The organism is Cryobacterium sp. 10S3 (genome assembly GCF_034344045.1).
GTDB classification, from domain to species: domain Bacteria; phylum Actinomycetota; class Actinomycetes; order Actinomycetales; family Microbacteriaceae; genus Cryobacterium; species Cryobacterium glucosi.
On sequence record NZ_CP133773.1, the window covers coordinates 4,213,869 to 4,233,169 of the forward strand.

At 61.6% G+C, this 19,301-nt stretch carries 17 protein-coding genes; 11 read left to right on the top strand and 6 right to left on the bottom strand.

The window, feature by feature from the left end; translation table 11 throughout:
• Positions 1-200 precede the first annotated feature (200 nt).
• Positions 201-1,784, top strand: a complete 1,584-nt coding sequence (locus tag RHM57_RS19425) for an Nramp family divalent metal transporter (RefSeq protein ID WP_322135568.1) — start codon at positions 201-203, stop codon at positions 1,782-1,784.
• 76 nt (positions 1,785-1,860) lie between these two features.
• Entirely contained in the window at positions 1,861-3,144 is a 1,284-nt protein-coding gene (locus RHM57_RS19430; RefSeq protein WP_322187931.1) for a magnesium transporter MgtE N-terminal domain-containing protein, read from the top strand.
• Positions 3,145-3,569: 425 nt separating this feature from the next.
• On the opposite strand, the gene RHM57_RS19435 is transcribed toward RHM57_RS19430, so the two are convergent.
• The 3 genes from RHM57_RS19435 to RHM57_RS19440 all read right to left on the bottom strand — a co-directional run bounded on the left by RHM57_RS19435 (position 3,570) and on the right by RHM57_RS19440 (position 6,928).
• On the bottom strand, positions 3,570-4,754 hold the full coding sequence (locus RHM57_RS19435; RefSeq protein WP_327014470.1) for an FtsW/RodA/SpoVE family cell cycle protein: 1,185 nt from the start codon (positions 4,752-4,754) through the stop codon (positions 3,570-3,572).
• A gap of 856 nt (positions 4,755-5,610) precedes the next feature.
• Entirely contained in the window at positions 5,611-6,525 is a 915-nt protein-coding gene (locus tag RHM57_RS19660) for an MIP/aquaporin family protein (RefSeq protein WP_369125156.1), read from the bottom strand.
• Positions 6,449-6,928 (bottom strand): hypothetical protein, encoded by a 480-nt coding sequence (locus tag RHM57_RS19440; protein WP_322136696.1) that lies wholly within the window; start codon positions 6,926-6,928, stop codon positions 6,449-6,451. Before RHM57_RS19440 ends, RHM57_RS19660 begins: the two co-directional genes overlap by 77 nt.
• 50 nt (positions 6,929-6,978) lie before the next feature.
• On the opposite strand from RHM57_RS19440, the gene RHM57_RS19445 reads away from it, so the two are divergent.
• Both RHM57_RS19445 and RHM57_RS19450 read left to right on the top strand, forming a co-directional pair.
• Positions 6,979-7,416, top strand: coding sequence for a low affinity iron permease family protein (locus RHM57_RS19445; RefSeq protein ID WP_322136695.1), 438 nt, complete (start codon positions 6,979-6,981; stop codon positions 7,414-7,416).
• Between the two features lie 181 nt (positions 7,417-7,597).
• Positions 7,598-7,768, top strand: a complete 171-nt coding sequence (locus RHM57_RS19450; RefSeq protein WP_322136694.1) for a hypothetical protein — start codon at positions 7,598-7,600, stop codon at positions 7,766-7,768.
• A 233-nt stretch (positions 7,769-8,001) separates the two neighbouring features.
• Here RHM57_RS19450 and RHM57_RS19455 read toward each other — a convergent pair whose 3' ends face one another.
• Both RHM57_RS19455 and RHM57_RS19460 read right to left on the bottom strand, forming a co-directional pair.
• On the bottom strand, positions 8,002-8,787 hold the full coding sequence (locus RHM57_RS19455) for an MgtC/SapB family protein (protein WP_322136693.1): 786 nt from the start codon (positions 8,785-8,787) through the stop codon (positions 8,002-8,004).
• A gap of 21 nt (positions 8,788-8,808) precedes the next feature.
• Positions 8,809-9,708: a DUF1003 domain-containing protein gene (locus RHM57_RS19460; protein WP_322136692.1), complete on the bottom strand. Its 900-nt coding sequence runs from the start codon at positions 9,706-9,708 to the stop codon at positions 8,809-8,811.
• A 317-nt stretch (positions 9,709-10,025) separates the two neighbouring features.
• On the opposite strand from RHM57_RS19460, the gene RHM57_RS19465 reads away from it, so the two are divergent.
• From RHM57_RS19465 to RHM57_RS19485, 5 genes are all read left to right on the top strand, one after another.
• Positions 10,026-12,428, top strand: a complete 2,403-nt coding sequence (locus RHM57_RS19465; RefSeq protein ID WP_322189235.1) for a hypothetical protein — start codon at positions 10,026-10,028, stop codon at positions 12,426-12,428.
• A gap of 838 nt (positions 12,429-13,266) precedes the next feature.
• On the top strand, positions 13,267-13,446 hold the full coding sequence (locus RHM57_RS19470; RefSeq protein ID WP_322136689.1) for a hypothetical protein: 180 nt from the start codon (positions 13,267-13,269) through the stop codon (positions 13,444-13,446).
• Between the two features lie 86 nt (positions 13,447-13,532).
• Entirely contained in the window at positions 13,533-14,834 is a 1,302-nt protein-coding gene (locus RHM57_RS19475; RefSeq protein WP_322136688.1) for an FtsW/RodA/SpoVE family cell cycle protein, read from the top strand.
• Positions 14,835-15,266: 432 nt separating this feature from the next.
• Positions 15,267-16,472: an NRAMP family divalent metal transporter gene (locus tag RHM57_RS19480; RefSeq protein WP_322140583.1), complete on the top strand. Its 1,206-nt coding sequence runs from the start codon at positions 15,267-15,269 to the stop codon at positions 16,470-16,472.
• 483 nt (positions 16,473-16,955) lie between these two features.
• Positions 16,956-17,168, top strand: coding sequence for an NAD-dependent epimerase/dehydratase family protein (locus RHM57_RS19485; protein ID WP_322136685.1), 213 nt, complete (start codon positions 16,956-16,958; stop codon positions 17,166-17,168).
• 215 nt (positions 17,169-17,383) lie between these two features.
• Here RHM57_RS19485 and RHM57_RS19490 read toward each other — a convergent pair whose 3' ends face one another.
• Complete coding sequence (locus RHM57_RS19490; RefSeq protein WP_322136684.1) at positions 17,384-17,542, bottom strand: hypothetical protein; 159 nt, start codon at positions 17,540-17,542, stop codon at positions 17,384-17,386.
• 32 nt (positions 17,543-17,574) lie between these two features.
• Between RHM57_RS19490 and RHM57_RS19495 the strand changes: the two genes are divergently transcribed.
• Positions 17,575-18,153, top strand: a complete 579-nt coding sequence (locus RHM57_RS19495) for a helix-turn-helix domain-containing protein (protein ID WP_322189237.1) — start codon at positions 17,575-17,577, stop codon at positions 18,151-18,153.
• A gap of 46 nt (positions 18,154-18,199) precedes the next feature.
• Positions 18,200-18,976, top strand: coding sequence for an NAD-dependent epimerase/dehydratase family protein (locus tag RHM57_RS19500; RefSeq protein ID WP_322140585.1), 777 nt, complete (start codon positions 18,200-18,202; stop codon positions 18,974-18,976).
• Positions 18,977-19,301 lie beyond the last annotated feature (325 nt).

Consider the following 19,301-nt stretch of genomic DNA (forward strand, 5'->3'; position numbering starts at 1 on the left):
CGCATCCCGGCCAGGTCATATATTCTCGCCCGGCCCTGTGGTTTCCGCGGTGTTCCCGACATCGCCGGCCCTCGTGGGGCCGCGTTTGATCGGCTCCCGGATCCTGTCTTTTCATTTCCTGCAGAAAGTTCACCATGGATACAACGTCAAACCTCGTTCCTCCGACCGGGCCCGTGTCAGCGGTCCTGGATTCCGCGCACGTGGGCGATATTGAAGGGGCCATGGGCACGATTCGACTCGGCGATGATGCGCCGCGGCGGGGCGTGCGGGCAAAACTGCGTACCCTTTTGGCCATTCTGGGTCCTGGACTGATTGTGATGGTCGGCGACAACGACGCTGGCGCGTTTGGGACCTACACGCAAGCTGGCCAAAATTATGGGACCACATTGCTGTGGACGTTGCTGCTGCTGGTACCTGTCCTCTACGTGAACCAGGAAATGGTGTTGCGGTTGGGGGTGGTCACGGGGGTGGGCCATGCCCGGCTCATCTTGGAACGTTTTGGAAAGTTCTGGGGAGCCTTCAGCGTCATTGACCTGTTCATCCTGAACGCGCTCACCATCGTGACCGAATTCATCGGTATCAGTTTGGGCTTGCAGTATCTGGGCATCCCCCAAATTCCCGGCGTAATTGTTGCAGCCGTGCTCGTGCTCGGCGCCGTCAGCACCGGGTCTTTTAAACGGTTCGAACGCGTCAGCATGGTTCTTGTTGCCGGGTCCCTCTTGTTGGTCCCCATTTTCTTTCTGTCGGGTCCGAATCTGGGCGAGATGGCGACCAATTTTGTGCTCCCCGGGATGCCACCCGGGTCCCAACTTTCCACGGTGATGCTGCTCATCATCGGGATCGTCGGCACGACCGTCGCCCCGTGGCAGTTGTTCTTCCAACAGTCCTATGTCATTGACAAGCGCATCACGCCCCGGTTCATGAATTACGAAAAGGTCGACTTGTGGATCGGGATCTTGATGGTCATCGTCGGTGCGGCCGCGATCATCGGCTTCACGTCCGCCACCTTCACGGGCCGGCCCGAATTCGGCAACTTCACTGACGCACTCGGGGTCGCAGAAGGCCTCGGCAAGTTTGTCGGACGTGGCGTGGGAGTGATGTTCGCGATCGCGTTGATCGACGCGTCCATTATTGGTGCGGCCGCAGTAGGTTTGTCTACTTCATACGCGTTGGGCGACGTGTTGGGGTTGAAGCACTCCCTGCACCGCAAACCGTGGGAAGCGAAGGGCTTCTACGCCGTATTCGCTGCCCTCCTCGCCCTGGCAGCCACGATTGTTCTGATTCCCGGTGCGCCGCTGGGACTCTTGACCGTGGGAGTACAGACTCTCGCCGGGGTGCTGCTACCTTCAGCCACGGTCTTCCTCTTATTGCTCTGCAACGACAAAGACGTGCTGGGCCCCTGGGTCAACGGCAAATGGTTGAACCTGTTCACGTCTGTTGTCGTCGCCGTGCTGGTCATGCTTTCCATCATCCTCACAGCCAGCGTTCTCTTCCCAGACATCACGGGAGAGACAATCTTGTCCATCCTCGGCGGGGGCAGCGTCTTGGGAATTCTTGTCGGAGCGACCGCCCTGGTCCTTCGCCGGCGACGCCCGGCCGGTGATGCGGTGCTCCCGATGGAACACAGTCAACGTCTCCGTTGGCGGATGCCACCCCTCACCCTCCTCGCCCGCCCGGAGCTCTCCACCGGTCGGACCATCGGATTGGGCGTGCTGCGCGCCTACCTGATCCTCGCTATGGTCCTAGTCGTCGTCCGCGTCATCCAGCTCGCACTGGGCCACTAGCCGCGAGCACCATATTCTCAATACCACCCCGACAACGTGCCACCTCTACCTAGCCTTGTTCGTGAAAGAAGCCACTGTGTCTAACTCTCCCGTTCCAACAACAACTAAATCCGCTCTCCGTCTTTCCCAACTCCTGCGCCATGCCGTGGTCGACAGCCAAGGAAAACAACTTGCCAAACTCGCTGACGTCATTGTTCGCCTCAGGGGAGATGACTACCCCCTCGTGACCGCGCTCGTGGTCAAAGTGGGTTCCGAAACCATCTACGTCCCGATCGCCGACGTCAGAGCCTTGGAACCCAATCGAGTCGAGCTCACCACAGCCCGCTTGAACGTGCGGGCATTCCAGCGCCGCCCGGGCGAGGTCCTACTCAACGCTGACGTCCTGGGCCACCGCCTCATCGACGTGCACATGGCCTCCCTCGTCCGTGCTCACGACATTTATCTCAGCTCCGACACCGCCACGTGGGCTGTCACAGGATTGAACGTGCACCAAACCCACTGGTGGTCCACCCGGAAGACCATCTCCACCGACCCGGCACGGGACTGGAAATCCTTTGAAGCCCTCATCGGCCACGAACCCTCGGTCCTCGTTCGCGCCCCGTTTGGGAAATTACGCCGTCTCAAAGCAGCCCAAATTGCAGACCTCATCGAAACGGCAGACGCTAAAGAGCAAAGCGAACTCCTCACTCAAGTCCACAACGACCCGGAATTCGAAGCAGACGTCTTTGAAGAACTCGACGAAGACAGCCTCACCCATCTCCTCAAATCCCGAAGTACTGCTGACGTCGCTTCTGTCCTGACCCGGATGCGGGCAGATGACGCGGCCGACGCCATCACTGACCTTCCCCAGGCGCGACGCCGGGAAGTCCTCGCTCTGCTCCCTGAACCCCAACACACCAAAGTTCTGGCCCTGCTGGGCTACCACACCGCAACGGCAGGGGGCCTCATGGGTGTGGAATACCTCGCTCTGGCGGAGCACGCGACCATCCAGGACGCCCTTGATCTCATTCGCACCTCGACAACTCAACAACCGGAAGCCCTCACCACCATTTACAGCACCGCCGACGACGGAACACTCCGTGGTGCGATCAGTATCATCCGCGCCCTCCAAACAGACCCGCACCGTCCCCTTCGCGAAGTCGCTGACCCTGATCCCGTTCACGCCGCACCACAAGATGACATCATCGACGTCACCACCCGCATGGCTGACTTCAACCTCCTCACCCTCCCGGTCCTCGACGAAAGCGGCCACATCCTCGGCATCATCACCGTCGACGACGCCCTCGAAGCCGCCCTGCCCCAGGACTGGCAACGCCGCGAACCCCAAACTCACGCCTCCCTCACCCCGGGCGCCGTGTGAGATCGTGCCGTCTTTTCGAACAGTGGCTCCTCCCAGTGAAGGATCGTCTCATCCAGAGCAGCGTTACGATTTCACTGAGATAGCGGCGGAGGAAATGGGCTCGGATCTCCGCTGACACGATCTCAGTTCCGCGCTACGTAGAGGCGATTCGGCGACACCGGCTGTGAAGTGTTTCCTTCTCTTCCCTCCGTCTCTCTTCTCACCGAATTCGTAAGGGTGACCGAGAGCTCAGCAGAATCACATCACGGGCGCTATGTTCGCCAGAGGCAAGTACAAGCTCTACCGCGAGGTAATCCATACGCTAAACGGCATGGGGCGTCGTGACCGCTGGGCGCGGTGGCCCCGAGGCTCTCCCTGACTGGTGTTTCCACCGCGAGGCCGACGGCGATCTTGACATTGAGATGGAACGACGAGCTCCGCGGGGGCTACGAGCCAGCGGGCCGTATGGCGGGGGACGTGTGGAGCTTGTCGCTAACTCTTGTGTTTTGACCGTTCCTGGCGAAGGAGAGCACGACGCCGATTGCCACGAGGGTCGTGAGCAAGGCTGTGCCTCCGGCCGAGATGAAGGGGAGGGGAACTCCGAGCACGGGGATGAACCCCAGAACCACACCAATGTTAACGAGGGCCTGGCCGATGATCCAGACCATGACTGTTGCGGTGGACACTTTGGCTTGCAGGTGTGTTGTGGCGCTCATGATTCGGATGAACCCGACTGCGAGGAGTACGAACAGGAGGAGAACGGCGACGGCGCCGATGAGGCCAAGTTCTTCGCCGATGATGGCGAAAATGTAGTCGTTGTCGGCGGCCGGTAGCCAGGACCATTTGGCCTTGGAGTTGCCAAGGCCAACGCCGAGGACTCCGCCATTGGCCAGCGCCCATGTGCCGTGCAGGGGTTGCCAGCATGAAGCCGAGATCGTCCCGGTCGTGGTGTCGCATCCAGTTCCAAAGAAGCTGAGGATACGCGTCAACCGATTAGCGCTTCCCGCGGCAGCGGCGATAGCGCCCACAGCGCCAATTCCTAGGGGAATCGCCAGCATGCGCAACCGTACGCCAGCGAAGAAGAGCGAACCAAAGAGCATCCCGGCCATTATGACGGTCGTACCGAGGTCACCTCGGATCATGACAAGCATGACCGCGGTCCCGCCGACTCCGAGGACGGGGATGAGGACGTGTCGCCAGTCGTCGAGTTGGTTTTGCTTGTGAGCGAGGATCGTGCCGAGCCAGATGGCCAAAGCCACCTTGATGGCTTCGGAGGGCTGGAATTGGAAACTGCCCACTGATAGCCAATTGGTGTTTCCGGCGACGGTCACGCCCAGCGGAGTGAATACCAGGCATTGCACGAAGCAAGTGAGGATCAAGGCCGGCCACGCGATCCGTCGCCAAAATTTGAGCGGAGCCCGGCTGACGAGGAGCATCAACGGGATGCCGACCAGGGCCACGAAGCCCTGGTGGAGGAGCACGCCAAAGAATCCGCCACCGCTCAGGTATGAATCCACCGACGAGGAAGACAAGACCATGGCCATTCCGAACACGACCAAGAACACTGTCGTGCCCAACAGCAGGAAGTAATTCGTTGGCAGAGCATGAAAAATTCGCCTCACCCGAATCATTCGCACTTGGGGTATCGGCGCCGACGCGGTGTCTGCCGTGGCAGGGCGAACGGACCTCAAAGTGGAGCGAGTGCGCAGTGAATTTTTCATGTGGTCTCAGATTTCCCGCGTGCCCCATCAGTAAATGGCACTTGTTGGAAAGAACCAACCAACCATCAAAAATTGTGGCCGGTCCTCCTGTGACATGCCCGTTGGACTATCCTCCCTCAGCGGCACAAGAATTATCGCAGGGTGGAAGCGTGTCGCACGACGCCATCTACGGGCTGGCTTCAGCTGTCATAGGCCCGGGACAGGTGACATCGATCCCTTCATCGTCGCGCCGATACACCTGGATGCGGACTGGGCAACCGGGCCACATCACGAGCAACCCGGTGAGGCAGCCTCACGGTTTCAGCGAGACAACGTCAGAGGAAATGGGCACTGACCTCCGCTGAAGCGACGTCAGTGCCGAGCCAAATATGGGTGATTGGGAGCCCGGTGTTGAGTGCTCTCCTCTCTTTTTTTCCTCATCTTCACATCCAGGCGCCAGCCTCTGACGGACAAAGTCGCCAGGTGATTTCGGATTCGGATCGTGGTCGGCGCGACGAAGTCGATGGAAAGTGGGTGACCAGTGCCGCGCCAGTCCACTGACATGTGGTCGAAGAGGCGGCGTTTGATCGTGTTCCACCTGCCGGTACCGGTACCGGTGCCGGGAGGCAGCAGCCGATCGTAATGCTCAGTCCGCGTTTCCTGAGCCATGGCGCCGAGACCTGCCCTGCACCGGGTCACGAAGACCGACACGGGACACCATGACCAGCTAGCCTGGTTCCTCAACCGCAATCTGGTGTGTTTTCGTGCTGGTCTTTTGGCGGAGCGTTCACAATCGGTTATCGGGGTGGGGGTGTCGTTGGCTGGGTTGCTCGGGGTCGGTTCTTCCCTGGGCGGCTTTCGTCCCCGTGGGTCCGCCACCTGGGCCGCGTAGAAAATAGGCTGAGCCCACGGCTAGGAGCGTTCCGATTGAGGGTCCGAGGAGGTATACCCAGGTGTGGGTGAAGTCGCCGCGAACGAGGTCTGGGCCGACAGTCCGGGCGGGATTCATCGAAGCCCCGCTGACTGGGCTCGCCCATAGCCCCGCCAGAATTATGTACCCGCCCACCGCAATCGCCGAGAAGGATCCAACGTTCTGCGCCCCGGATGCGGAGCCCAGAATTGTGCTCACCAGCCCCATAGTCAACAAAGCCTCGACGACGAGCGCTTGCGAGTCCGTGAAGGCAGGACCGGGGACTGTCTCGCCGTTACCTCCGTGTGGGCCAAACACGGCTATCAGGGTTAGTGATGCCAGGATCGCGCCGGCCAACTGGGCGAGGACATATCCCGGCACTCGGCGCCAAGGAAAGTCACCTCGCAAGGCGAAGGCAACACTGACCAGCGGGTTGAGGTGAGCACCGGATACGGCGCCCATGAACAATATGATGGCCGCGACCATTAACCCTGGCGCCGTGACACTGGCGCCGCGGCCGACGTCCCCGTGGGTGAGGGAATCGACTGTTCCTGCTCCAGCCGCGACCAGAACCAAAAAGTACGTCCCGAACATTTCAGCGCCAAGTCGAGTCCATTCTCGATTCCGGTTATTGAATTCATGGACCCAGCCGCGGTCCCGTGGCGACAGCCCCAAATGCCCCACGTCACGGCCCGCAGAAATGATCACGGCACGCCTACGCGCTGATGATCTGCACGGGGACCTCGGCGTCCTCGTCCACGTAATTCGCCGCGCAGATCCGGTGATAACCATCGGCGATCTGCGCGACGCGACCCTTGCCGATCTGACCTCGAATGATCAAACACGGCGACAGCTGGACGCCTGCGGCTATGCGGTCCAATTCCTTGGCAACATCCGGGTTGCTGCGCGGCAAGAGCGGCAACCCACAACCCCGCAACAGGTCCTTGGCCTTGAAATGGACGACCCGCGTCCCCCTCAACTGTTTCACAAGCGCGTCAATCGCCTTGGGCTTCGCGTTCAGCGACAGATACGATCTCGCCGCCGCATAATCGTGTCCCGCCACATCGACCCGCCACCGGAGCACCCCGGCTTTCGGCGCCTTTTTGTCAGGGACCTGTTTCACACTCGTGCTCATCATGATTTCTTTTCCCTTCCTCGCGGCCGGGACGTCATCTTCTTGGTCGTAAAGCTGCACGGCGCGACCGGACGCCAACGCGAGCTGGCTCCGAAGCTAGTGTGGATCGCATGTCCGGTCAAGAGCCTCCCCGATCCAACTCGCCCCGACAAGCGCCCGGCGGACGTGAACGCCACTGGAGTAGCCGGTTCATCCATCGAGTTGGCGATATCACTGCACATGCTTCTTTCGGTCTCACTGCCGCGTTCATCACTCTGCTGTGGTTGTTTTCGGGCCTTCTCCTAGGCTTTCCTGCCTGGTGGGAGACGGCCCTCACGACCGTGACCGCCACTATCACCCTCGTCATGGTTTTCGTCATCCAGCACACTCAAGCTCGACAACAGGCCGCGACACAACGAAAACTAGACGAGCTATTACGCGCCCTACCCACAGCCGACAATCGCCTCATAGCCGTGGAAGCAGCACCAGACAAAGAACTCGATGATCTCGCCGACCGCAACCTCACCCACCGCGAACAAGCCGTCCACAATGCCACGCCACAGCCCTAAAAATCGTCCAGGAGCCTATGGCATGGTCCCGGGCCCCGCCGCCTGTGCCGGGAATCTCAGGAGCAAAACAGTGGGTGTTCGAGATGAACACGTCTTCGACACGCGCTGCCAGCCAAGCTGCGTCTTTATACTGGGCGCAGTAAAGCGGCAATCCGCTTGAACCCTGAAAGAGGAGATGGACATGACGCTCACTGAAGAGATCGATGCTTTGGCAGAAGACGTGCGCGCCAAGTGGTTGCTCGTTGACTACGGTCTGCCTCTGGACGTGTTCATGAAAATGGTCGCGGCCGAGAGCACGCGCACGTGGGAGGCGCTTCGCCTCATCGCGAGGCGTGTTGACGCCGGAGAATAGATCCGACAGAGCCCAGCATTGGCGTGGAAGACGAATTATTTCACCCGGGTAGCGGCACAGTCCACAAAGATCAGATCGGTGTCGGCCGGGGTGGGCGACACCTGCGTATGTGTTTCGCCGGCGATGAGGTTAGCTTCGGTCCTGCCCACTGCGTCTCGCGCTTTCGAGAAAGGCTTTCACGAGGGGTGACCTCGTGCGGTGTATTTCGTTGACGATGTGGATGGTGCTGCCCACTAATTGCCGCGAAGGGTGAATCGGCGCCGGGTCAGGGGCTGTTGGTCGTCACGATCGTCGTCCGTGCCGGTCTCTGGGTTGTTGGAGTGCCAGGAGAGGCTACTCACACCCTGCTCGAGAGAGAGCCGGGTGACCAGTGTGTCCAGTAACTCAGGTGCATTTCCCTCGATCAGGAGCTCAACCTGGAGTTGGACAAGACTGGTGCCGGTGAGGGACTCTTCCGGGGAATGATTTGCAACACTTCGCAAGACGAATGCCGGTCCTGACAAAGCCTGAACGAGTTGAGCTCGAAGGTGCGGTTCATGTTTGCGGCGAACAAGGATTAGGAGAGTGTAGGAGCCGACTGACTCTTCCTTCGTAGCGGGGGCGCGATCAACCAACCGCCCAAGCGGACGAAGTAGCAGGTGTATCGCCAGCACGACCGCCGTTGTTGTCAGGGCGGGTATGAGATGTCCGGCAGCGGCTTGACATCCCACGGCGGCCGAGCACCAGAGAGTTGCCGCGGTGTTCAGCCCCTGCACGGTAAAGCCCTGCCGCAAAATCACCCCACCGCCGAGAAAGCCCACTCCCGAAACGACATACGCCGCAATTTGCAGCGGTGCCTGGGGAACACCGGCTTGCTCTCCGAACAGCACAAATACTGCGGCACCCGCCGCTACGAGGGCCTGAGTCCTCAGCCCAGCCGTTCGTGAGCGAAATTGACGTTCGAGACCGATCATCAGGCCACACCCGGTGGCTAGAAGCAGGCGAAGCGCGAATTCAAAATCCGTTGGGTTCACAGCCACTCACTCTTCTTTGTATGTTTTTTAGAATGTGACGGTGGGCAGTGTTTGTCTGATGGGGTGGTCTTGGGGGGCTTCGGATTCGATGTAGTTGCAGATAGCGACTATTGCTTTGTCTTGTTGTGTGAGGTGGCGCTGAAGTCTGCGGCATTCATGGACGACTGCTTCTGCGTCAAGGTAAGTCTGCTCGGCGCGTTGGGTACCGGCCCGGCCGAGTACATCTTGCCCGACCATGATGACGAACATGAACACCAGTTGGAGGAGGCTGGAAATAAAGAGGAGAAACGCGAATGGGTAGGGGTCGAAAGTGATGATTCCGGTCAAGGCCAATCCGATCCACCCGAACTGGAAAAACACAGCAAAATAGAAAGCCCACATTGTGCTGACGGCCCTTGTAATTGCGGCAGCGATACGACCATTGAGTCCCACATATTGCTCCCCGACCGTAGTCGGTGTTATCGTCTCCCTTTCCTTCACCCGCGGGTGCGCACTCGATTTGACCAGATCGACGCCCTTGTTGAGGATGCGGTCTTGTTCCACCAGGTGGGAATGCAGTGTGAGGACCTCGCTGAGAATCGTTTCAGCGTCTCTGAAGGTGCGTTCGGAACGATGATCAGAACTGCGGCCGAGTACACCCTGGCCTACGAGGATCACGAACACGAGTACCAGCTGCACCAAGTTACCCAGGAACAGTAGGAAAGGGAACGGGTAAGGGTCAGTCTTATGTAACGGTCCGACGCTGGCCAGGACAATCCAGACGAATACGAAAACGATAGTGATATAGACGGACCACATAGATCCGACCTTGCTGGTAAGGAAAAGTCCAAGTCGAGCATTTAGGCCAAGATGTTCATTCTCACTGGCCGCAGCAGCGTCAGTGGGCGCCGTTCTCTTGGAAGGTCTCAATTCGCGGGTGTGGTCCATGACGCTCATGATAAGCGACGTGTAGATCCTCACAGACCTGGGTTGCCAGTGTTGGGGCGGCGGTTTGACTGGCGCTTGGTGGCCGGTCGCTCCCCACGGCCTCCTCGCCCGGGTCACAGCCCATGGACTTATAACCGCCTGACCCCCGACGAACTGAAAGGCTCCACCGCGAACCTCGTTTGGGGGGTGCGTTCCGCGAAGATGATCGGCACGCACTCCGAGTGCGCCGTAGCCTGTACTCGGACCGTCTCCCGTAGTAGTCGGCTGCGAGGGGGACCGAAGTGCCAATTTCTGCTGGGTTGAGAACCCGTGCCTGGGTGGCCGCGCTGGCCATCGTCGGTGGGGCATTGGTCGCGATCCCGCTCGCCGCGGCCCCACAGGCCGCCGAAGCGCTCACCGGATCCGAGTTTGATCCGGGCTACATCATCTCCGACCAGAACTTCTTCGACACCAGCACCATGTCGGTAGGGCAGGTCCAGGACTTCCTCAATGCGCAGGTTTCGTCCTGCTCGAGCGGTTATGTCTGTCTGAAGGACTACACGATGGCGACCTATGACCGGGCCGCCGTCGAACCAGGGCACTGCTCCGCCTACGCCGGTTCCGGGAGCGAGTCGGCCGCCAGCATCATCTTCAAGACGGCGCAGGCCTGTGGGATCAACCCCCAGGTGCTGCTGGTGCTTCTGGAGAAGGAGACCGGGCTGATCACGGACACGTCGCCGACCGACTCGACGTACCGCAAGGCCATGGGCTACGGATGCCCGGACACGAGCTCGTGCGACGCGGCTTTCTACGGCTTCTACAACCAAGTTTACAAGGCTGCGTGGCAGTTCCGGCAGTACTCCAACTACCCGGATCGCCACTATCAGATCGGCAATGTTTCCGTCGGATACCACCCGAATGCCGCCTGCGGGGCGACAGACGTGGACATCCGGAACCAGGCAACGGCTGACCTCTACAATTACACGCCCTACCAGCCCAACAGTGCGGCACTTGCCAACCTCGGCGGTACCGGTGACGGTTGCTCGTCCTACGGCAACCGTAACTTTTGGGTCTACTACTCGAACTGGTTCGGTTCGCCCACCGGCGTGACCGCCAGTCCCTTTGGCGTCGTCGACTCCATCACCGCCTCACCCGGTAACTTCAGGGTCAGCGGCTGGGCCATTGATCCCGACACCTCTGCCCCGGTGGCCGTGCACGTTTACGTGGGGAGCGTGGGGACCGCCTTCAGCGCGGACCTCGTACGTAACGACGTCGCGGCCGTCTACACGGGCCTCGGATCCAACCACGGCTTCGACGTGACCGTGCCGGTGACGTCCGAGGGACCGAACACGGTCTGCATCTACGCGATCAATGTCGGTCCTGGCTCGAACGTGCAACTCGGCTGCCGATCCATCACTGCGATGAGCGGCTCACCGATCGGCTCAATCGACGGGATTAAGGGCGTGACCGGCGGCGTCAACGTCTCAGGGTGGGCTCTGGACCCGGATTCTACGGACCCGATCGCGGTACACCTTTACGTTGACTCGGTCGGTAAGGCCGTCTCGGCGGGGATGTCACGCCCCGATATCGCGGCGGCATACCCGGCATACGGCGCGAATCACGGTTACAGCGATACCCTCGCGGCGTCGCCGGGACCGCACTCCGTCTGTGCGTACGCGATCAACACCGGTATCGGCGGGACCACCGTGCTGGGCTGCCAGAACGTGGTCGTCCCCGATAGCGGGTCGGGCGTGCAGGATCTGGGCCGGGCGCCGATTGGTGCACTTGATGCGGCAACTGTCGCGAGCGACGGCGTGACTGTGTCGGGTTGGGCCATCGATCCGGACACGACCGCGTCCATCCGGGTGCATATTTACGTGGACGCGGTGGGTGCGGCGTTCATGGCGGACAAGGACCGTCCGGATGTTGGGGCGGTTTACCCGGTCTACGGTGGGGCGCATGGTTATTCGGAGAAGATCGCGGTCGCTCCCGGATCTCATCGGATCTGCGCGTATGGGATCAACACTGGGGCGGGCGGCAATACTCAGTTGAACTGCAAGGACGTCGTTGTGCCTGTTGCGACGATCCCTGATCTGGGCAGGGCGCCGATTGGTGCGCTTGATGCGGCAACTGTCGCGAGCGACGGCGTGACTGTGTCGGGTTGGGCCATCGATCCGGACACGACCGCGTCCATCCGGGTGCATATTTACGTGGACGCGGTGGGTGCGGCGTTCATGGCGGACAAGGACCGTCCGGATGTTGGGGCGGTTTACCCGGTCTACGGTGGGGCGCATGGTTATTCGGAGAAGATCGCGGTCGCTCCCGGATCTCATCGGATCTGCGCGTATGGGATCAACACTGGGGCGGGCGGCAATACTCAGTTGAACTGCAAGGACGTCGTTGTGCCTGTTGCGACGATCCCTGATCTGGGCAGGGCGCCGATTGGTGCGCTTGATGCGGCAACTGTCGCGAGCGACGGCGTGACTGTGTCGGGTTGGGCCATCGATCCGGACACGACCGCGTCCATCCGGGTGCATATTTACGTGGACGCGGTGGGTGCGGCGTTCATGGCGGACAAGGACCGTCCGGATGTTGGGGCGGTTTACCCGGTCTACGGTGGGGCGCATGGTTATTCGGAGAAGATCGCGGTCGCTCCCGGATCTCATCGGATCTGCGCGTATGGGATCAACACTGGGGCGGGCGGCAACACCCTGGTCGGGTGCCTTACGATCACAGTCTAAACGGCCGTACGCGGGGCGTACCCTGGTCACCGTTACAGGTAGCAGGGTCGAGGCCGGGAACGGGCGCCGCGTGCGTGGCCTCGCCCTGGACTCGTCATTGGACGGAGCTAGGGAACAGGCATTCGCGTTATTCTAAATGCCGTCCGTAGGAGAGCTTGGCTGACATTTGTATCGCTGGGGCCGGCCTTACCGTCATCGCCACGGCCTGGTGGTCGTGACCTCGCTCGGGGAAAGCCGGACGAAGCCGGGCAAAAACGCGCACAGCATCGAGGCAGTTTCTGTCGCTCGCGGCGAGTTCCTGGATTCACCTACGGGCACGCCGGGCGGGACGGAGGTGACGGTACGCACGCTGCGAACCCAATAGTGCGGATGTCGGCACGGCAGCTGCTACTACTTCGGCGGGACTCGACAGCCGGGTTGAAGACATCACTGCACGTGCCCTTTTTCGATCACACCGCGGACGGCCCTTTTCATTTTGAAAGTTCTTACACACGGCTTCGCGCTCGCGCGAACGGCTCGCGTTCTTAGAGACATCTCTCCGGCTGACGATTGCATATCCTGCGGGACAACCCCATCCAGGGGGCATGGGAGCATTAGTGTCGGAAATTGGCCTCAGTGAGTTTGCAGGGCGCTCCACCATAGTTGTGACGAGCGCCGCCTTGCGCGCTTTCGTACGGTGGCCTTTCGCTGCTGGCTGATGAACGGACTCTCCGATGACCTCTTCAACACCCGATGCCCGTCCGATCGCTCATCGTGGCGAGGCGAGTAAGCGTGTGCGTCGACGTCGGAGGATCCTGGTGTCGCGGGCGCGGGCGCGGTCGTTGTGATCGTTGGGCGGATGGCGGCCTTCGCGATCTACAGTTACAACGATCTGTCCAACCTCATCCACCGTTCGACGATCACGATGTCGACCGCGTCGGCAACGCCGGGGGTACCGCAGAATACCGGCGAGACGAAGGACGCCTACACCGACCGGGCCACTCCGCTGCAATCCGGGTCGATCCCGTGCGTCGAATAGGCCCGGTCACAGCATTACCCATTGACCGTGCGGCACGATTGCGCGGCGCGGTCCCCGGAGTTCGGACCCGGAATGTTGAACTGTTCTTGTTGCTGCTGGCCAGTGTCATTGTGCTCGGCAGTGTGCTGCTCGTGCAGCTGGGAGCTACCGGACACACTGATGCGGCGTTCATCGGTGTGAGCGCGACACTTCCAGCCCTGTCGCTCTTGACGCACGTGGTGATGCGGTTCGCGGCACCGTTATCTGATCCGTTCATTCTGCCGATTATGACCGTCCTCAGTGGGCTTGGGATCGCGGAAATTTATCGGATCGATCTTCATTACGGCTCTACCGGCTGGGCAAGTGCGAGCGTTCGACAAATCGTCTGGTGTGCGATCGCGGTCATTTGTGCACTGGTGACGCTATTGGTTGTACGGAACATTCAGCTCCTGCACCGATACACGTTCACCTTCGGGCTCATTGCCGTGGCCTTACTCGCGCTTCCCCTGGTACCCGGAATCGGAAGAGTCGTCTCCGGCGCTCGGGCCTGGATCAGCATCGGTTCGCTCAGTTTCCAGCCCGGGGAGATCGCGAAGATCGCTTTGGCGGTCTTCTTCGCAGGATACCTTGTGCGACACCGCGACGCGCTGTCGCTCTTGGGGAACAAACATCTCGGATTTCGATTTCCCCGCGTTCGCCATACGGGCCCGATCGTTTTGGTCTGGCTGCTCTCTATCCTTGTGGTGATCGCCCAACACAATCTCGGCCCTGGCCTGCTTTACTTCGGGATCTTTCTCGTCTTGATCTACGTTGCCACAGCACGGCTCAGCTGGCTCATCATCGGTGGTCTACTCATCGTGGCGGGCACCGCTGCTGGCAATGCCAGCCTCAGCTACGTGAACCTTCGGATCACTAACTGGTTCACCCCATTCGACACCCAGGTCTACAACGCGACCGGCGGAAGCTACCAGCTCGTCCAAGGTCTATTTGGCTTCGCGCACGGTGGCCTGATTGGCACTGGCCTTGGCCAAGGGCAGCCTTGGATCACCCCGGTCTCGCAAAGCGACTACATCTTCGCAAGCCTCGGTGAAGAACTCGGCCTCGCGGGGATCTTTGCCATTCTCTCCCTCTACCTTCTCTTCACCGCGCGCGGCCTGCGAATCGCGCACGACAGCGCCGACGACTTCAGCACTCTCCTCGCCGTCGGGCTTGCCTTTGTCGTCGCCCTGCAGACGTTCATCATCATCGGCGGACTTACCCGCATCATTCCACTCACCGGACTCACCACCCCCTGGCTCTCTGCCGGCGGATCCTCCGTCATCTCCAACTGGGTCATCGGGGCCCTCCTCCTACGAATCTCCAATCAACGCCGCCCATCACGCCAGCGGGCGGGACCTAAAAGTTCATGATCCGAGATGCCAGTGACCAAGCCCGGTTCACGTCTTGACAGATCCTCGGTTGCGTCCCGCGGAGCGGTGCACTTCCCGGTCTTGGGGCGTTGCCACTCTCGTAGGTCAGCAAGGCGTCGTGACCGGCCGCGGCCCGCGCAAAAGTCCTCGTGCGTTTCCACTATTTTAGGCGTGCCAGAATTCCTCTATGAGGCATTCCGTCTTTGCCAGGTCCCATCCAATGGTTCGCGTCCGCCCAGCGCGAGGGTGTGCCCTGTGCGCGTCCGATTTCGTCCGCCGGGCCCGGTGGTGATCCTCTTGGATACTAATGGGCTGCCTCTGACGCGGGAGGACGTGGCGCGTTCCTCTGACCGTGCCCGGGTCTCCCGGGCACGGCAGTCCAGTAAGGGGTATCACCTGGCGTGGCTGCTGGCCGGCCCGGGACTGCTGGTCATGCTGGGCGAAAATGACGGGCCAAGCATGGTCTCCTACGCCGCGGACGGGGCCAACTATGGCACGGGGTTCTTTCTGCCTTTCATCGTTGTTCTTTTCGCGATGTCTTACCTCTGTCAGGAAATGTCCATGCGGGTAGGCGCCGTGACCCATCGTGGCTACGGCGAACTGGTCCTGCAACGCTACGGTCGTCTCTGGGGGTGGTTCGGGGCAGTGGACCTCGTGCTCACAAATCTCGTCACCCTGGTCTCCGAGTTCGTCGCGATCCGGGTCGGTCTGGCCTTCTTCGGCCTGGGAGCGCCGGTCGCTGCCAGTCTGGGGATCGTGTTGGTCTTCCTGACCCTCGCCGGGGGACGGTACCGGCGGTGGGAAAGAATTGTTTTGGGACTGGCCATGTTCAACGGCCTGTTCCTGGTCGCCGCGATCATGGTGCACCCGGATCCGGGTGCCATCGGCGGAGCGTTCGCGACGTGGTCACCGTTTCCCTTTGATGGTCTCACCCCGCTGCTGCTGCTGCTGACTGCAACCATCGGTGCGACCGTCACACCATGGATGGTGTTCTTCCAGCAGAGCGCCTCGGCAGATAAGGGAATAACCCACCAGGACATTAGGCACGGCCGTCTGGACACGGCGGTCGGTGCAGGTTTGGCCGCGGTGTTTGGCTGCGCAGCCCTCATCGTCGGTGCGGCGCTGTTCGCTCATGGCGGCTCAGCGATCCAGGGTCTCGCGGGCGCTGGTTTCCCTGCCGCACTGAGCGCCGTGGCGGGAATGCCGGTGGGCGCGGTCTTTGCCCTGGGCCTAATCGAAGCCGGGGCCGTGGCGATCCTGACTATCTCAGCCAGCACCGCGTACGCCGCCGGTGAATGTATCGGGGTCTCGGCCAGCTTCAACAGTTCCCCCCGCGGCGCAGGCCTTTTCTACGGTGTCAATGTCACCTCGGCCTTGATCTCGGCGGCAGTGATCCTGATTCCTGGTGCGCCGTTGCTTGCCATTGCGCTGAACGCGAATGTGCTGGCCACTGTTCTTCTCCCAGTCACGCTGGTCTTCCTGATGATGTTAGCCAACGACCGTGAACTGATGGGCAAATGGGCCAACACACGCCTGACCAATATATTAGGAACCCTAGTGATCACTTTCATCGCGCTCTGCGCGGCGGGCTACGGAATCATCTCCTTCCTCCAGACCATCCACCTCATTCCGAACTAGTCACACGAACACGAATCCGAGTGCTCCGCAAACGACAAGGAACCCAGGTGAAAAGCTGCAACCATGACACGGAGGACCCTGCGGCGGTACTTGAACCGGGCCAACTGTCCACAGCAAAATCACGCCCGGTCCCCCCGGCTGTGCTGGGCCCCAGCACTCGGAAAGCCTTGTGGGCGTTAAGGATTTTCGTCTTACTGCTGGCCATCCTGGTCACCTACACCTTCATCGCCCCAATCATTAAGTAACCAAATTCAGGGGGATGCCCTCGGCACGCCATGACACGGTCATGTACGCCAAGGAACTTCGGGGCACGTCGATCAAGGTCAACGCTCGCGGCGCGCGCGCAGGTACTCGCCCAGCAGGTTCGGCGCGTTGGTCATTTCTCTACCGTAGGCCCGCGGTCACGGATGTTCCATGGTCCTGCCGCTCCCATGATTGAAGGGGCACTGGCTGGGCACAGCCTGGCGCGGAAGAGTTATCACTATGACCACACATCACGTACTCGTCACCGGCGGGTCCGGCTTCATCGCCGGCCACATCATCTTGCAGCTTCTCGAGCAGGGCCATGTGGTGCGAACCACCGTCCGCTCACTCGCCAAGGAGGGATCCGTGCGTTCCGTGCTCGCCGACGCGGGCTTGGTGCACGGCGAAAACCTCAGCTTCGTCGTCGCCGACCTGCTCAAGAACGCCGGATGACCGGAGGCCGTCGCCGGAGTGGACCACGTACTGCACGTGGCATCCCCCGTGCTACCCGGGCATCTCAAGAACGAGGCCGACCTTATCGTGCCGGCACGGGAGGGCGCGCTGCGGGTCCTGCGTGCGGCCCGCGTGTTGTACGTCTCCGTGGGTGACGATGAGGCCGGGGTTGTGCGTCACGTGGGTTGACGATGGGGTTGTCCACGTCGGCAGCATCATCGTGACGAGCGGCGATGGTCGCGGACGAACGCCCGGGCCGTGATCGTCACGATGATCTTGGCCGGGCTGCTCGGCACGTTGACGGCGACCGCCGCACCCTCAACACGAGGTGGCCCCTTCCCCGGCCAGGTGTGGTAGTCAAGAGTTACTGGCATGACCTTGTGGCAGCAGAACGGAGCTGGACGCGATGATCGTGGTCGCCTCGCCGGAGCAGGCCGAGGCCCTGCTCGACGCGGGGCAGCTGGGCTGTCCCGGCTGTCCCGGGGCGTTGCGCCCGCACGGGTATGGCCGCATCCGCAGGGTGCGCAGCCTCGACGAGGCACCGGTCACGGTGCGACCCCGCTGTGCCCGCTGCCCGGAGTGCGCAGCTACGCACGTGCTGCTGCCCGCAGCGCTGGTGCTGCGCCGGGCGGACACGGCCGAGGTGATCGGCACTGCCCTGGCTGCGAAGGCCCGCGGCGACGGGCACCGCCGGGTCGCGGCCCAGTTGGGCCGCCCGGTCTCCACGGTGCGCCGCTGGCTGCGTCGGGCACGGGAAGCACACGCCGACTGGTTGCATGAACAGGGTGTGCAGCACGCGTACCGTGCCGATCCTGACATCCTGAGCCGCGATCTGGTCTGGCCGACTCCGCTCGGGGACGCGCTGAACCTCCTCGCCGGCGCGGCGCTGGCCTGCCGGCAGCGTTGGGACTGCCCGCTGCCGGTGTGGACGCTGATCGGAATGTTCACCCGCGGCCGGCTCCTCCCCGCGCCCTTGCGCACCTGAGATCCCGCGCCGAGGCGCTTCCGCATGCCCGAAAACCGCCGTCATCGTGACGACCGTCACGATAGACGCCGTCATCGCTGACGACGACCACGTCACCGTGCCGCCCACACCCCCAATTCTCATCGTCAATCAGGATGACGCCTCATCGTCATTCAACGTGACGGACAACACCCGCGACGCCGGCGTGCAGCGTGTCGTGCTCACCTCCGCGTTTCATGCGGTGAGCTGGGGACACCCACACAATGGCCACGTCTTCACCGAGGACGACTGGACCATCCTTGACGGCCCGGGCGTCGACGCATACGGTAAGAGCAAAACACTCGCCGAGCGCGCCGCCTGGCAATTCATGGCTGACGAGGGAGGTGCCATGACACTTGCCACGCTCCCCGTGGCGGTGATGGGACCGGTAATGGGCGACGACGTCTCGGGGGCGAACCGCATAGTCCAGACTATGCTTGAGGGCCGGATGCCTGGCTTCCCCGATCTCTATATCCCCATCGTTGACGTACGCGACGTGGCGATAGCGCACATCCTCGCGATGACGGCGGCGGATGCCGCCGGGCAGCGTCTCCTGCTCTCGAACGGTCCCGCCATCCCGATGCAGCAGATCGGAGCCGTCATCAAGGCGCATCTCGGTGTTGACGCGCGGCACGTGCCCACCCGGTCGCTCGCCGACATGCCCGGTGTTCCCGACCTCGGCTACTCGAAGAAGACTTCGAACGACAAGGCGCGCCGCGTGTTGGGTTGGACGCCGCGCGACCCGCGCAAAGCCATCGTGGCCGCCGCCGAGAGCATGGTGAGGAAGGGATTCGTCACCCGGTAATGTCGCCGGCTGACGCGTTCGCCCGGCATCGAGGGCAAACGTGCGCGCATCGAAGGCACACCTTCAGCGACTACTGCCCGCAGTGATACAAGCCCTTGGGGAAGCCGATGGTGCGCAGTTCGGGATCCAAATTTTCACATTGCCTGGTGTGTTCGGCTGTGCTATCGGCCTCACTGCTCCCGTGGAGCGCGATTGCTTGCGATCTCGATGGCGTGACTCTGTGACGTCGGATATCCGCCAGCACCGGGATATCGGGTCGGAAAGAATCGAAGTGAAGCTCGCACCGACGAGCCCTACCAGCCCTCGCTCGCCCCCGCACCGAAGG